This window comes from Sinorhizobium medicae (assembly GCF_007827695.1).
In the GTDB taxonomy this organism is placed as follows: Bacteria; Pseudomonadota; Alphaproteobacteria; order Rhizobiales; family Rhizobiaceae; genus Sinorhizobium; species Sinorhizobium medicae.
Map to the genome: position 1 here is coordinate 178,638 of NZ_VITA01000005.1, position 13,603 is coordinate 192,240.

The 13,603-nt window shown below is 61.9% G+C and carries 13 protein-coding genes; 8 read left to right on the plus strand and 5 right to left on the minus strand.

All coding sequences use genetic code 11. The features are described from left to right. Window positions 1-87 precede the first annotated feature (87 nt). A complete protein-coding gene (locus tag FB009_RS10505; RefSeq protein ID WP_012067674.1) occupies window positions 88-1,140 on the minus strand; it encodes a lysine-2,3-aminomutase-like protein in 1,053 nt (350 codons plus the stop codon). Then, a complete protein-coding gene (epmA, locus tag FB009_RS10510) occupies window positions 1,137-2,189 on the minus strand; it encodes an EF-P lysine aminoacylase EpmA (RefSeq protein WP_012067675.1) in 1,053 nt (350 codons plus the stop codon). The genes FB009_RS10505 and epmA overlap by 4 nt, the downstream gene beginning before the upstream one ends. Before the next feature lie 159 nt (window positions 2,190-2,348). Here epmA and efp point away from each other — a divergent pair, with 159 nt between their 5' ends. The 3 genes from efp (at window position 2,349) to mbfA (ending at window position 5,379) form a co-directional block, all read left to right on the plus strand. Next, a complete protein-coding gene (gene efp / locus FB009_RS10515; protein ID WP_012067676.1) occupies window positions 2,349-2,918 on the plus strand; it encodes an elongation factor P in 570 nt (189 codons plus the stop codon). A 151-nt stretch (window positions 2,919-3,069) separates the two neighbouring features. Further along, the gene (gene cfa1 / locus FB009_RS10520) at window positions 3,070-4,311 is read left to right on the plus strand and encodes a cyclopropane-fatty-acyl-phospholipid synthase (RefSeq protein WP_012067677.1); all 1,242 of its coding nucleotides are present in this window, start codon (window positions 3,070-3,072) and stop codon (window positions 4,309-4,311) included. Between the two features lie 84 nt (window positions 4,312-4,395). Beyond that, window positions 4,396-5,379 carry an iron exporter MbfA gene (mbfA, locus tag FB009_RS10525; RefSeq protein ID WP_012067678.1) on the plus strand — a complete coding sequence of 328 codons (984 nt, stop codon included), beginning with the start codon at window positions 4,396-4,398 and terminating at the stop codon, window positions 5,377-5,379. A 355-nt stretch (window positions 5,380-5,734) separates the two neighbouring features. Here mbfA and FB009_RS10530 read toward each other — a convergent pair whose 3' ends face one another. Both FB009_RS10530 and FB009_RS10535 read right to left on the minus strand, forming a co-directional pair. After that, window positions 5,735-6,355 carry a transglutaminase-like cysteine peptidase gene (locus tag FB009_RS10530; protein WP_012067679.1) on the minus strand — a complete coding sequence of 207 codons (621 nt, stop codon included), beginning with the start codon at window positions 6,353-6,355 and terminating at the stop codon, window positions 5,735-5,737. Between the two features lie 284 nt (window positions 6,356-6,639). Then, window positions 6,640-7,458, minus strand: a complete 819-nt coding sequence (locus tag FB009_RS10535) for an alpha/beta hydrolase (RefSeq protein WP_012067680.1) — start codon at window positions 7,456-7,458, stop codon at window positions 6,640-6,642. Window positions 7,459-7,674: 216 nt separating this feature from the next. Here FB009_RS10535 and infC point away from each other — a divergent pair, with 216 nt between their 5' ends. The 5 genes from infC to pheT all read left to right on the plus strand — a co-directional run bounded on the left by infC (window position 7,675) and on the right by pheT (window position 12,860). Further along, window positions 7,675-8,211: a translation initiation factor IF-3 gene (gene infC, locus FB009_RS10540; protein WP_080665864.1), complete on the plus strand. Its 537-nt coding sequence runs from the start codon at window positions 7,675-7,677 to the stop codon at window positions 8,209-8,211. Between the two features lie 296 nt (window positions 8,212-8,507). Next, window positions 8,508-8,711, plus strand: a complete 204-nt coding sequence (rpmI, locus tag FB009_RS10545) for a 50S ribosomal protein L35 (RefSeq protein ID WP_004435490.1) — start codon at window positions 8,508-8,510, stop codon at window positions 8,709-8,711. A 36-nt stretch (window positions 8,712-8,747) separates the two neighbouring features. Next, entirely contained in the window at window positions 8,748-9,152 is a 405-nt protein-coding gene (gene rplT / locus FB009_RS10550) for a 50S ribosomal protein L20 (RefSeq protein WP_012067682.1), read from the plus strand. Window positions 9,153-9,317: 165 nt separating this feature from the next. Beyond that, entirely contained in the window at window positions 9,318-10,400 is a 1,083-nt protein-coding gene (gene pheS / locus FB009_RS10555; protein WP_012067683.1) for a phenylalanine--tRNA ligase subunit alpha, read from the plus strand. 33 nt (window positions 10,401-10,433) lie between these two features. Further along, window positions 10,434-12,860 (plus strand): phenylalanine--tRNA ligase subunit beta, encoded by a 2,427-nt coding sequence (gene pheT, locus FB009_RS10560; protein WP_127580434.1) that lies wholly within the window; start codon window positions 10,434-10,436, stop codon window positions 12,858-12,860. Between the two features lie 255 nt (window positions 12,861-13,115). On the opposite strand, the gene FB009_RS10565 is transcribed toward pheT, so the two are convergent. After that, entirely contained in the window at window positions 13,116-13,475 is a 360-nt protein-coding gene (locus FB009_RS10565; protein WP_012067685.1) for a nuclear transport factor 2 family protein, read from the minus strand. Window positions 13,476-13,603: the final 128 nt, after the last annotated feature.

Sequence of the window (13,603 nt, forward strand, 5' to 3'; positions counted from 1 at the left end):
TGTGGATCCTCGGATCAAGCCCGAGGATGACGACGACAGGACGATGTGGTGTCCCTGTTATCTCGAAGGTGCAGGGCGTTTTCTGCGTTACCCTTTCGGCGGGTAGGCGTGCCGGTTTCCGCGAAAGTCGGTGACGGTGTAACAGCCGCCCCCTTCCGCCTCGATGCTGCTTGCGCTGACGACGGACTTGCCGTGGCCGCCGGGGATGTCGAGGATGTAGGCCGGCTGGCACAGGCCGGATACGCGGCCGCGCAACGAGGCGACGAGGGCCTGGCCCTCTTCGATCGACAACCGAAAATGGCTGGTGCCGGGCGCGAGATCGGGATGGTGCAGGTAATAGGGCTTGACGCGTGTCTCGACGAAGGCGCGCATCAGTTCGGCGAGTATGTCCGGATCGTCATTGACGCCTTTGAGCAGCACGGACTGGCTCACCATGACGATGCCCGCATCGATCAGCCGCGCGGCGGCGGCGCGGGCCGCAACGGTCAGTTCCCGCGGATGGTTGGCGTGCAGCGCCACATAGGTTGCCTTGCCGCTTCCTTTCAGCGCAGCGATCAGCGGCGCGTCGACGCGATCCGGCTCGACGACCGGCACGCGCGTGTGGAAGCGCACGACCTTGACGTGCTCGATCTTTGCAAGCCGCTCCATGATCTCGCCGAGCCGACGGGGCGAGAGCACCAGCGGATCGCCTCCTGTCAGGATCACCTCCCAGATCTCCTGGTGGCCGGAGATATAGGCGATCGCCCTGTCGAGCTCCGCGGGCGTGAGCGTGCCGAGCCCCTCGGGGCCGACCATTTCTCGACGGAAACAGAAGCGGCAGTAAACCGGGCAGACATGGACCGCCTTCAACAACACGCGGTCGGGATAGCGGTGGACGATCCCTGTGACGGGGCTATGCGTGCTGTCTCCGATCGGATCGGCGCGCTCTTCCGGCATGACGGCGAGTTCGGCCATATCGGGAACGAACTGCCGCGCAATCGGGTCGTCCGGATCGTCACGGTCGACAAGGCGCGAAATCGCCGGGCTGATGGCGACGGCATAGCTTGCCGTAACGCGTGAAATCGCCTCCTCCCGCTCTCGGCCGATGAGGCCCGCTTCGACGAGATCACGCGGCGTCCGGATCGTGCGCTCCGCGGTCATGGCGTGACCTCCGCGACCGGAGCCCAGAGGACCTGGTCGATGCGGGAAGCCCCCGTCGCGAGCATGACCAGGCGATCGAAACCAAGCGCAATGCCGCTCGCCTCGGGCATGCTGGAGAGCGCCGCAAGGAAGTCGTCGTCGATCGGGTAGGTCTCGCCATAGACCCGCGCCTTTTCCTCCATCTCGAGCGCGAAGCGGCGACGTTGCTCGGCAGCGTCGGTCAGTTCGCCGAAGGCGTTTGCGAGCTCGACGCCACAGGCATAGAGCTCGAAACGCTCCGCGACCCGCGGGTCGCGCGCTGCGCGCCGCGCAAGCGCTGCTTCGGAAACCGGATATTCGTCGAGGATCGTGGCGCGCCCGAAGCCGAGATTCGGCTCGATCTTTTCGACGAGCACGCGGCTGAAGAGGTCGGCCCAGCCATCGTCGCGCGCGACACGCAAGCCTGCCTTCCGCATGGCCGCCGCGAGGTTTTCGCGGTCCGTGGAACCGTCCTTTGCGATGGAGCCGAGGAGGTCGATCCCGGCGAAGCGCGAGAATGCTTCGGCGACCGAGAGCCGTTCCGGCTCTGCGAAGGGATCGCACTCTCGTCCCCCGTAAACGAGAGACCGCGCCGCAACGGTTTCGGCGGCAAGCGCCAGGATTTCGGCGCAGTCGCGCATCAGCGTTTCGTAGCTTTCTTCTGCCCGATACCATTCGAGCATGGTGAACTCCGGATGATGCAGGGCCCCACGCTCGCGATTGCGGTAGACATGGGCGAAGCAGGCGATGCGCCGTTCGCCGGCTGCAATGAGCTTCTTGCAGGCGAATTCGGGCGAAGTGTGGAGGTAGAGCGGCTGCACAGAGCCGTCGAGTCCAAGCGCCTGCGTCGCGAAGGCATGCAGATGGGCCTCGTTACCCGGGGACACCTGCAGTGCTGCCGTGTCGACCTCGATGAAATCCCGTTCGTCGAAGAACCGGCGGAGCGCCGACTGGATGCGATTGCGCCCGATCAGGAAAGGGCGCCGGTCGGCATGGACATCGCGGGTCCACCAGGGAGAAGCATGCGGCATGATCGGTTCGATCCAGGCTTTCTTCCGCGCGGAAGCCGGTCAGGCTGGCTATTTGCGCGAAATTAGGGTAGTGGCGGCGCGAAAACTGAACTCTCGCGTCCCTTCCGGGCCGATCTCGGCCCGCTCGTGTCGCTGATACCTCTCTTACAAGGAAGACTAATGGTCAAGGTCATCGCTTCTTCGGTCCGCAAGGGCAACGTTCTCGACGTCGACGGCAAGCTCTATGTCGTCCTCACCGCGCAGAACTTCCATCCGGGCAAGGGCACGCCGGTCACGCAGGTCGACATGCGCCGCATTTCCGACGGCGTGAAGGTCTCCGAGCGCTACCGCACGACCGAACAGGTCGAGCGCGCCTTCGTCGAAGACCGCGAGCACACCTTTCTTTATGAAGACGGCGAAGGCTTCCACTTCATGAACCCGGAAACCTACGACCAGCTCGTCATGAGCACCGAAGATATCGGCGATCTGAAGGCCTATCTGCAGGAGGGCATGGCCGTGATGCTGTCGATCCACGAGGGTCTCGCCATCGCCATCGACCTGCCGCGCCACGTCACCCTCGAGATCGTCGAGACCGAGCCGGTCGTCAAGGGGCAGACCGCCTCCTCGTCTTACAAGCCTGCCGTGCTTTCGAACGGCGTTCGCACGCTCGTGCCGCCGCACATCCAGGCCGGCACCCGCGTCGTCATCGCGACGGAAGACGGCTCCTACGTCGAGCGTGCCAAGGACTGATCCGGTCCTGGTCGAGGTCGAAACGGGGACGGTGGCCGAGAGCTGCCGTCCCCGTTTCCTTTTCCCGTGTCTGGTTGCAAATTCGGCGCGCATTTTGTGTATGCGATGCTAGGATGCCGGCCTCTGATCGGGATGAGAGGTGCGGCACTGCATGTTTCCACTATCGCATATGATGAAGGCGTTCATTCGCAAAGGAACCCTGACGGTGATCGACGCCGACGGCAAGAGGCACGTCTTTGCGGGCGAGCCAGGGCCGAGCGTGACGATGCGCCTGACGGACAAGCGACTCTATCGCAGCCTCGTCTTCAATGCCGAACTCGCTGCCGGCGAGGCCTATATGGACGGCACCATGCGCTTCGAGGAAGGCTCCACGCTCCGGGATTTCCTGACGCTCTTTTCGATCAACCGCCTGTCGCTCGGCTCCTATCCGATTCAGAAGCTCTTGCGGGCGGTGAAGATGCGTTTCCGAAAGCGCCAGCAGGCGAATCCCAAGGGCAAGGCGCAGGAGAACGTCGCGCACCACTACGATCTCGGCAATGATTTCTACAAGCTGTTCCTCGATCAGAACATGCTCTATTCCTGCGCCTATTTCCGCGAGCCGGACGAGACGCTGGAGGCGGCGCAGCGAAACAAGCTGAGGCTGCTTGGCGCAAAGCTCTGCCTGAAGCCGGGGATGAAGGTGCTCGACATCGGCTGCGGTTGGGGCGATCTCGCCCTCTATCTGGCGGCTCTCGAAGACGTCGAGGTGCTGGGCGTCACGCTTTCCAAGGAACAGCAGGCGCTCGCTTCCGAAAGGGCGCGTGCAGCCGGGATGGCCGACCGCGTGCGTTTCGAGCTGAAGGACTATCGCGATGTCGAGGGGCCGTTCGACAGAATCGTTTCGGTTGGCATGTTCGAGCATGTCGGCGTCCATCATTATGACGAGTTCTTCAAGAAGCTGAACGCGCTGATGCCGGATGACGGGCTCGCCGTGCTCCATTCCATCGGCCATATGAGCCCGCCCGGCATGGCGAGCGCCTGGTTACGGAAATACATCTTCCCCGGCGCCTATTCCCCTGCACTTTCGGAGGTGTTCGAGGTGGTCGAAGGCAACAGCCTCTGGGTGACCGATCTCGAATTCCTGCGTGTCCATTATGCGACGACGCTCGCCCATTGGGGCGCGCGCTTCGAACAGAACCGCGACAAGGTGATCGCGATGTATGACGAGCGCTTCGCCCGCATGTGGGAGTTCTACCTGATCAGCGCGGAAATGATGTTCCGTACAGGCAGCCAGCTCGTTTTCCACATGCAGCTGTCGCGCTCACGCGATGCGGCGCCGATCGTCCGCGACTACATCACGGACCGACAGCGGGATTACGTCGAGAAGGAGAAGGCGCTCGACCTCACGCTTTGAGCATGGCGGCTCCATTTGCCCGCGGCCTTGACGCTTGTTGACGAGGTCCTTATTCTTTAGAATTGTTCTAAAGAAGGTTTCTTGATGCTCTCCCGGCTTTTCTCCCGTTCCAAACGTCCGTTCCTGTCCTTGAGCGAGCAGGAAATACTAGCGCTCGCCATATCCTCGGAAGAGGATGATGGCCGCATCTATCTTGCCTATGCCGATGCATTGCGTGGGAAATATCCGCATTCCGCCCGGGTTTTCGAGGATATGGCCGAGGAGGAGAGCCATCACCGCCAGGCTCTGATCGACCTGCACGTCTCCCGTTTCGGCAATCGGATCGCGCTTATCCGGCGCGAACATGTGCGCGACTTCCCGGAGCGAAAGCCGGACTGGCTGATTGCCGAGATGCCGATCGAAAAGGCGCGCGCCGAAGCGGAGGCGATGGAGGAGGCGGCGCACCGGTTTTACCTAGAGGCGGCGGCGCGCACGCGCGATGCTGCGACACGCAAGCTCCTGGGCGATCTGGCGATCGCTGAGAAGTCGCATGAATCTCTCGCCCGTCGGCTCGGCCAGGAACATACGCCCGAGGACGTGCGGCATAAGGAAGACGAGACGTCCCGCCGCCAGTTCATCCTCACCTATGTGCAACCGGGGCTCGCGGGGCTGATGGACGGCTCGGTTTCGACGCTCGCGCCCATCTTCGCCGCAGCCTTCGCCACGCAGGATACATGGCAGACCTTTCTCGTCGGTCTCTCGGCTTCCGTCGGCGCGGGTATCTCGATGGGTTTCACCGAAGCGGCCCATGATGACGGCAAGCTTTCCGGCCGCGGTTCGCCGGTCAAGCGCGGCCTTGCCTCCGGCATCATGACTGCACTCGGCGGCCTCGGCCATGCTCTGCCCTATCTCATTCCGCATTTCTGGACAGCCACGGCAACGGCAGCCGCAATCGTCTTCGTCGAGCTATGGGCGATCGCCTTTATCCAGAACCGCTATATGGAGACGCCGTTCCTGAGGGCCGCATTCCAGGTGGTGCTTGGTGGCGGCCTTGTTCTTGCCGCCGGCATCGTCATAGGGAATGCTTAGAGAGCGCAGGAGACAACGTCCGTTTGTATGTAGGCCATCGTGCCGACTGCAGAAGCCCGGGAAAGTATCAGTGGCGTCGTCCGCCGCATTCGTCCGTTAACCCTCCGTTGTCATCCTCGGGCTTGACCAGCATGAGGTGGGGTTCGTATTTCGAGCTTTGGTGAGGCTTGCGCGTGGATCCTCGGGTCAAGCCCGAGTATGACGACGGGGGAGTTTTTCGTCCTAAGGTCTTTGTCCGGCTGGGTTCCTGTGACGAGCACGGAAATTGGAAGATCGGGGCTGCCGCTTGCGGTCGCTGACACGCAACAAAAAAGGCCGCATCTCGCGGCCTTTGAGGAGGAAATCGTTCGGCGGGTCAGTTTCCGACGGAGCCGACGAGCACTTCGCCGCCATTGTCGATGGTGACCCAGCGACCGCTATGGTTCGTGGCCTGGCGCTTGAGGAAGCGGTAGGGCGTGTGTGTCCACAATCTCACGCTGTTGTCGAGATTGTCGAGAACGAAGTCGCCTTGAGCCGTGCGGACGGTGAGTACCGCATGACCCTCGCCGTCAGGCTTGCGCACCACGGTCATCAGCAGGTTGCCGGCGGAAAAGCCCTTCTGCATGAGGCGTCTGCGCTTCTCCAGCGCGAAGTCCTCGCAATCGCCCTGCGCCTTCGGATAGGACCAAACCTCGTCCCGGCCGTTAAGCTCGATATCGGTTACAGGCGCGATCTGCCGGTTGACCGAGGCATTGACCTGGCGAATGGCGGCCCAGCCGCGCGCAGTGACGCGCGGCGCCACCGTCGACTTCGAACGGACGCTGCATTCGCCCCTGTACTTTTGACAGAACTCGTAATGGCCGATCGGCTGCGACGTCACCGCCCCGGTCTGCATCCAGGGAGTGGCTCCCGCCTGTGCGGGAATTGCCGTGTTCGTTGAAATGAAAAGCGCGCACAAGGCCGCGAAACTTGCCTTAACCCCGGTCAAAGACGACATACAAATCCCCTGCAACGCGGCCGCATCCGTTCCTTCCGGACCAACTCGCGCAATCCAAAGTTGTCGACAGCTTTTCTAGGAATTTCCCCTGCGCTGCTCTAATCGTTAATAAAGAGTTAATATACTCGGATCGTCGGAGTCAATCGCCTGATTCGGACTAGTCCATCTTATGGTTAAGGGCCGCGGCTGAAGGGCGCAGAAGCCCGGCAACGCAAAGGCTTGGCCTATACCTTGCGGAGCGATATCCGGAAATCCGTTTAGGCCGGATGGGCTAGCCCGGGCACTCAGGCCTTGGTCAGCATCGCGTCGATTGCCTGTTTCAATTTGGCAATATCCTCTTCGCGGGACAACCGATGGTCGCCGTCCCGGATCAGTGTCATGACGACGTCGTCGGCCGGCATGTGCTCCATCAGCTTGAGGGCGTGCGTATAGGGGACGTCCGGATCGCGCATGCCCTGGAGGATATGAACCGGGCAGCCCGTTTCGATCGGCCCTTTCATGACCAGGTTGTTGCGGCCGTCCTCGATCAGCGCGCGGGTAAAGATGTTGGGTTCGGGGCTGTATTCCGAGGGCTCCTCGAAATACCCCCGTTCGGAGAGCGAAGACTTTTCAGCATCGGTGAGGTTGGGCTCGATGAGCTCGGCCGTGAAGTCAGGGGCGGGCGCTATCAGCACAAGACCGCTGACGCGGTCCGCCTGACCGCGGGCTCTGAGCTCCTGTAGCAGGCGTAGCGCGACCCAGGCTCCCATGGACGAACCGATCAGGATCATGCGCGTCAAGGCCGCGTGGTCGATAACGGCAAGGCTCTCCTCGAGCCATTGCGAGATCGTGCCGTCCCTGTAATCGCCGGTGGACGAGCCGTGACCGGAATAGTCGAAACGAATGCAGTCAGTACCGAGGTCGCGTGCGTGGCGCTCGACCTCGACCGCCTTCGTTCCGGTCATGTCGGATCGGTAGCCGCCGAGCCAGACGAGCGCCGGAAGGCCGGAAGGCTGCGCCGGTGGATTCTCGGTGCGGAAGATACGCATGGCGATGTTTCTCGCCCGGTCGCCCCTTCCCACTTCTATCCGCGTGATCTGGGTTTCAGCCGGCGTGGTCGACATCGCTTAGCTCCTTTGAGGCCTGTTCCGGTGGATTTCCTTCTAAAACAGATTCTTTACGCCATCGACAGAGGATGATTTTCATTGCGGGCCATGCTATTGACTCTGGAGCCGCAATTCACACATTGCCGTCAGTGACTGTTTCAAGCGCTTCTGTTTGAGATCGCGCTGACTGTTTGACCGAATATTTACTATCAATAGCTCGAGGAGAGTACGACCATTCGCAGACCCTTCAAAGCGGACGCTCCAGTCAAGGAAGGACCGCGCGCAAACAAGGAAATCCGGGTCCCCCGGGTTCAGCTTATCGATGCCGAAGGCCAGAACTCGGGCATCGTTCCGATCGATGAGGCGCTCCGCATGGCGGACGAGGCCGGTCTCGATCTGGTGGAGATTGCACCGAACTCCGATCCGCCGGTGTGCAAGATTCTCGACCTCGGCAAGCTGAAATACGCGAACCAGAAGAAAGCCGCCGAGGCGCGCAAGAAGCAGAAGATCGTCGAGATCAAGGAAATCAAGATGCGCCCCAACATCGACACCCATGATTATGAGGTGAAGATGAAGGCCATGAACCGCTTCTTCGAGGAAGGCGACAAGGTCAAGGTGACGCTGAAGTTCCGCGGCCGCGAAATGGCCCACCAGGAACTCGGCATGAAACTTCTGATGCAGGTTAAGGACGACACCCAGGAAATCGCCAAGGTGGAAGCCGAACCCAAGCTCGAAGGCCGCCAGATGATGATGGTGCTTGCGCCGAAGTGATCGCGGAACCTGATCGGACAGGATGCGCTTAGGGAAAGCCGCCCCGGGGGAGGAGTCCGTGGGGCGGCTTTCTTTTTTGGGAGGTCTTCTCCCCATTTATGTGCCTTGCTCGGACCGCCACCCATTTCCGGCCAGACGCATGGAGATCCGGTCTTCGATGCCGGCTTGCCTTTTCTTGGAGGTGCGGTTATAAGCCCCCGTCCGAACGGTCCGGCAGGGCATGCCGTGGCCGCTCTTAACGCTGGAAATGGGCTTCGTCTGCCTGTTTCGCATATCAAGAACAATGGAGTAGCAAAATGCCCAAGATGAAGACGAAATCGTCTGCCAAGAAGCGGTTCAAAATCACCGCTACCGGCAAGGTTCGAGCTGCTGCTGCTGGCAAGCGCCACGGCATGATCAAGCGGTCCAACAAGTTCATTCGCGACGCGCGCGGAACCATGGTTCTCGCTGAGCCTGATGGCAAGAAGGTCGTCAAGAACTACCTGCCTAACGGTCTTTAAGACGTCTGGCGATTTGGATTTTAAGGAGATCATGACATGGCACGTGTAAAACGCGGCGTAACCTCCCACGCCAAGCACAAGAAGACGCTCAAGGCAGCCAAGGGTTTCTACGGCCGCCGCAAGAACACCATCCGCGCCGCCAAGGCAGCGGTTGACCGTTCGAAGCAGTTCGCCTACCGCGACCGCAAGGTCAACAAGCGCAATTTCCGTGCGCTCTGGATCCAGCGCATCAACGCTGCCGTCCGCGAATTCGGCCTCACCTACGGCCGCTTCATCGACGGTCTGAACAAGGCCGGCATCGAAGTCGATCGCAAGGTACTGTCCGACATGGCGATCCATGAGCCGGCAGCATTCGGCGCTCTGGTCGAAGCTTCCAAGAAGGCGCTTGCCTATCTCAAGGATGCCGGCACGGCAAACGAGTTTGAAAGCGCTGTCCGTTAAGCCAGCGTTTTCCCAAGACCGTTTCTGAAATTGTTGGGAAACCCGCGCTGGCAGGACTGGCGCGGGTTTTTTCTTGTTCGGCGCGCGGCGCGATCCTCTCGCTGACGTGTCGTGCCGATACACGGACCGCATCGAGGCAGGACAGCCCGCATTGAGGCAGATGAGATGAGCGAACTGGAAACATTGGAACGTACCTTGCTGGCGGAGATCGAAGCCGCCGCCGACGAGGGAGCGATCGAGGCGGTACGCGTTGGCGCACTCGGCAAAAAGGGATCAATCTCGGAACTCCTGAAGACGCTCGGTTCGATGAGTGCGGAGGAGCGCCAGACCCGCGGCGCCCGCATCAACGCGCTGAAGAACACGGTGAGCGAGGCGATCTCCGCCCGGAAGGCGGAGCTCAAGGACGCGGCGATCGCTGAGCGCCTGGCGCGCGAGACGGTGGACATCAGTCTTCCCGTCCGGTCCTCGCCGGCGGAGCGCGGCCGCATCCATCCGATCAGCCAGATCGTCGATGAAATCACCGCGATTTTTGGCGATATGGGTTTCTCGCTCGCCGAGGGGCCGGATATCGAGACGGACTACTACAATTTCACGGCGCTGAATTTCCCGGAAGGCCACCCGGCCCGCGAGATGCACGACACCTTCTTCTTCGCGCCGGACGAGAAGGGTGAGCGGAAGGTGCTGCGCACGCACACCTCTCCGGTGCAGATACGCACGATGGAAGCCGAGCAGCCGCCGATCCGCATCATCATTCCCGGCAAGACCTATCGTCAGGATTCGGACGCGACCCACTCGCCGATGTTCCATCAGGTGGAAGGCCTCGTCATCGACAGGACGGCGAATGTCGCCAACATGCGGTGGGTACTCGAGGAATTCTGCAAGGCCTTCTTCGAAGTGGATCAGGTGACGATGCGCTTCCGTCCGTCCTTCTTCCCCTTCACGGAACCCTCCTTCGAGGTGGATATCCAGTGCGACCGTTCCGGCCCGATCGTAAAGTTCGGCGAAGGCAAGGACTGGATGGAGATTCTCGGTTGCGGCATGGTGCATCCGAACGTGCTTCGGGCTGGCGGCCTCGACCCGGACGAATTTCAAGGCTTCGCCTGGGGCATGGGCCTCGATCGTATCGCCATGCTGAAATACGGCATGCCGGACCTGCGCGACTTCTTCAATGCCGATGTCCGCTGGATGACCCATTACGGCTTCCGCCCGCTCGACATGCCGACGCTCTTCGGCGGCCTCTCGGCGTAACCGGCGCGGAAAATCAAGGACACAGGTGACAACATGAAGTTCACGCTCTCCTGGTTGAAGGACCATCTGGAAACCGAAGCCTCGCTCGAGGAAATCTGCGCCCGCCTGACGATGATCGGGCTGGAAGTCGAAGATGTCGACGACAAGGCGGCCTTCAAGCCGTTCGTCATTGCAAAAGTGATCTCCGCCGAGCAGCACCCGAATGCCGACAAGCTCAGAGTGCTGATGGTCGATACCGGTTCCGGCGAGCCGGTGCAGGTGGTCTGCGGCGCACCGAACGCGCGCAAAGGCCTCGTCGGCGCCTTTGCCGCGCCCGGTACCTATGTGCCCGGCATCGGTGTGACACTCTCCGTCGGCAACATTCGCGGCGTCGAAAGCCGCGGCATGATGTGCTCGGAAAAGGAGCTGGAGATCTCCGACGACCATAACGGCATCATCGATCTGCCCGAGGATGCGCCTGTAGGCGCCAGCTATGCGGATTTTGCCGGCCTCGACGATCCCGTCATCGAGATCAACCTGACACCGAACCGGCCGGATTGCACCAGCGTCCACGGCATCGCCCGCGATCTCGCGGCATCCGGTCTCGGCACCTTGAAGACGCGGCCGATGCCGTCCTTCGCCGTGGAAGGCGAGACGCCGGTCAAGGTCCGCCTCGATCTCGGCGAAGACGGGCATCTGTGCCCCGGCTTCGCGCTCCGCCTTGTGCGCGGCGTCAAGAACGGTCCGAGTCCCGCATGGATGCGCCGGCGGCTGATGGCCATCGGCTTGAGGCCGATCAATGCGCTGGTCGACATCACCAATTACCTGACCTTCGATCAGGGCCGGCCGCTTCACGTCTTCGACGCGGCAAAGGTTGCCGGCAACCTGACGGTTCGCCGTGCCAGGGAAGGTGAAAAGGTGTTGGCGCTCGATACGCGCGAATACATGCTGTCGCCCGCCAATGTGGTGATTGCCGATGAGGAAGGCGTTGAATCGATCGGCGGCATCATGGGCGGTGAGCATTCCGGCTGCGACGAGACGACGACTGACGTGCTGATCGAATCGGCGCTTTGGGATCCGATGAACATCGCCAGGACCGGCCGCACGCTCAGCATTATCACCGATGCGCGCTACCGCTTCGAACGCGGGGTCGATCCGGAATACATGGTGCCGGGCCTCGAACGCGCCACCGAACTGGTACTGGAACTCTGCGGCGGGACCGCGGCGAGGATGGACGTCGTCGGTTATGACGGCCACACGCCCAAGCGTGCAGATTTCCCCGTCAGCGAGGTGAAGCGCCTCACCGGCCTTGAGGTTTCCTCCGAGGAGAGCGTCTCCATTCTCCGGAAGCTCGGCTTCGGCGTCGAGGGCTCCGGCGAACGCCTGACGGTGAAGGTGCCTTCCTGGCGGCCGGACATCGATGGCAAGGCGGACCTCGTCGAGGAAGTGATGCGCATCCATGGAGTCGACAATATCGTTGCCGCCCCGCTTGCGAGCCATAATGCGGTCAACGGCAGGATCCTGACGGTGCTGCAGATCCGCACACGCCAGGCGAGGCGTGCTCTCGCGAGCCGCGGCATGCTCGAGGCGGTTACATGGTCCTTCATCCCCCAAGAGCATGCGAAGCTCTTCGGGGGCGGCCAGCCGGAACTCAAGCTTGCCAATCCGATCGCCGCCGACATGTCGGACATGCGGCCGTCGTTGCTGCCGGGTCTTCTGGCCGCGGCGCAGCGCAACGCCGACAAAGGCCATGGGGATGTTGCGATCTTCGAGGTATCCGGTACCTATGAGGGCGACACGCCCGGGGCGCAGCGCCGCGTCGCCGGCGGCGTGCGTCGCGGCACAGCCTCGCTCAACGGCGCCGGCCGGCTCTGGTCCAATTCGATGAAGGGCGGCGGCAAGCCGGTCGATGTCTTCGATGCGAAGGCCGATGCGATCGCCGTGCTCGAAGCCTGCGGCGTGCCGATGGCTAATGTCCAGTTCGAAGCCGGTGGCCCGGCCTGGTACCATCCCGGCCGCTCGGCGACGATCAAGCTCGGACCGAAAATCGTCCTCGGCGCTTTCGGAGAATTCCATCCGAAGACCCTCGACGTCCTTGATGTCTCCGGCCCGCTTTCAGGCTTCGAAGTCTATATCGATGCCATGCCCGAGCCGAAAAGGAAGGCGACCCGCACCAAGCAAGCGCTGGAGCTCTCAGCCTTCCAGGCAGTCAAGCGCGACTTCGCTTTCGTGGTTGACCGGGACGTCGAAGCCGCCGCGATCGTCCGCGCCGCCACCGGCGCCGACCGGAAGCTGGTGACCTCCGTCAACGTCTTCGACGTCTTCGAAGGCGCATCCCTCGGCGAGGGCAAGAAATCGGTGGCGATCGAGGTGACGATTCAGCCGGTCGAGCGCACGCTGACGGATGAGGACTTCGAGGCGTTGACCGCGCGCATCGTGGCCAATGTCGCGAAGAGCACCGGCGGCGTACTGCGCGCTTGATTAGCAAGGCCCTGGCCGCCTCGCGATGCGATGCCTCTCAGCCCTTTGCCCTTCTCTTCGGGGGGCAGAGGCGGCGGGGCACAGCCCAGCAGGCGGGGAGAAGGTGGCGGCAGCCGGATGCGGGGCCGCTTCGCCGCTCGGACGCGACCCACAGCGCCTTGCGTCTTATCAGACGCACAAAGGTCGCTGTAGCACTTTGATCTGCTGCATGTTTTTGTCCTTCAATCGGATACGATCAAAGGAAATATGCAGGAACTAACCGTGACGGTGCCAGACCTTGTTGACGATCAGCCACCGGCCGTCGACCTTCAGCAAGGACAGATAGTCGGAATAGCGCGCGCCGGCAAATTCATCGATCACCTTCACGCTGGCGATATCGCCTGTCATGTCGACCATCTCCACTTCCATGAGCGGTTGCGCATCCGGAGGCGCCGCGCCTTCTTTTGTGACCGCGGCAATGAAAGCGTCGCGTGTCATCCACTCGACGGCCCCGCCGGAAGTGCCGACGACCGATGCGTTCGGATGGAAGGCCTTTCGCAACGCTCCCTCGTTCGCGAAGGCCATGCCGTCGACATAGAGATGGACGACCGCGCTGATGGCCTGCTCCTCGGACATATGAGTTCCTCCTTCCCGGAGCGGCTGGTATTCGCAAAGTCTCGCCCCGAGTGCCGCTCCGATTACGGCCGAGACGGACATCGCGATAAACTTAGGGCATCGCAACGGAATTGCGATGCCCTCCAGCT

Bases quoted from the DNA above. Each gene is read 5' to 3' on its own strand.
- FB009_RS10505 (WP_012067674.1), bottom strand. From the start codon at position 1,140: ATGACCGCGGAGCGCACGATCCGGACGCCGCGTGATCTCGTCGAAGCG.
- pheT (WP_127580434.1), top strand. From the start codon at position 10,434: ATGAAGTTCACGCTCTCCTGGTTGAAGGACCATCTGGAAACCGAAGCC.
- rpmI (WP_004435490.1), top strand. From the start codon at position 8,508: ATGCCCAAGATGAAGACGAAATCGTCTGCCAAGAAGCGGTTCAAAATC.
- FB009_RS10565 (WP_012067685.1), bottom strand. From the start codon at position 13,475: ATGTCCGAGGAGCAGGCCATCAGCGCGGTCGTCCATCTCTATGTCGAC.
- rplT (WP_012067682.1), top strand. From the start codon at position 8,748: ATGGCACGTGTAAAACGCGGCGTAACCTCCCACGCCAAGCACAAGAAG.
- efp (WP_012067676.1), top strand. From the start codon at position 2,349: ATGGTCAAGGTCATCGCTTCTTCGGTCCGCAAGGGCAACGTTCTCGAC.
- cfa1 (WP_012067677.1), top strand. From the start codon at position 3,070: ATGTTTCCACTATCGCATATGATGAAGGCGTTCATTCGCAAAGGAACC.
- FB009_RS10530 (WP_012067679.1), bottom strand. From the start codon at position 6,355: ATGTCGTCTTTGACCGGGGTTAAGGCAAGTTTCGCGGCCTTGTGCGCG.
- epmA (WP_012067675.1), bottom strand. From the start codon at position 2,189: ATGCCGCATGCTTCTCCCTGGTGGACCCGCGATGTCCATGCCGACCGG.
- FB009_RS10535 (WP_012067680.1), bottom strand. From the start codon at position 7,458: ATGTCGACCACGCCGGCTGAAACCCAGATCACGCGGATAGAAGTGGGA.
- mbfA (WP_012067678.1), top strand. From the start codon at position 4,396: ATGCTCTCCCGGCTTTTCTCCCGTTCCAAACGTCCGTTCCTGTCCTTG.
- pheS (WP_012067683.1), top strand. From the start codon at position 9,318: ATGAGCGAACTGGAAACATTGGAACGTACCTTGCTGGCGGAGATCGAA.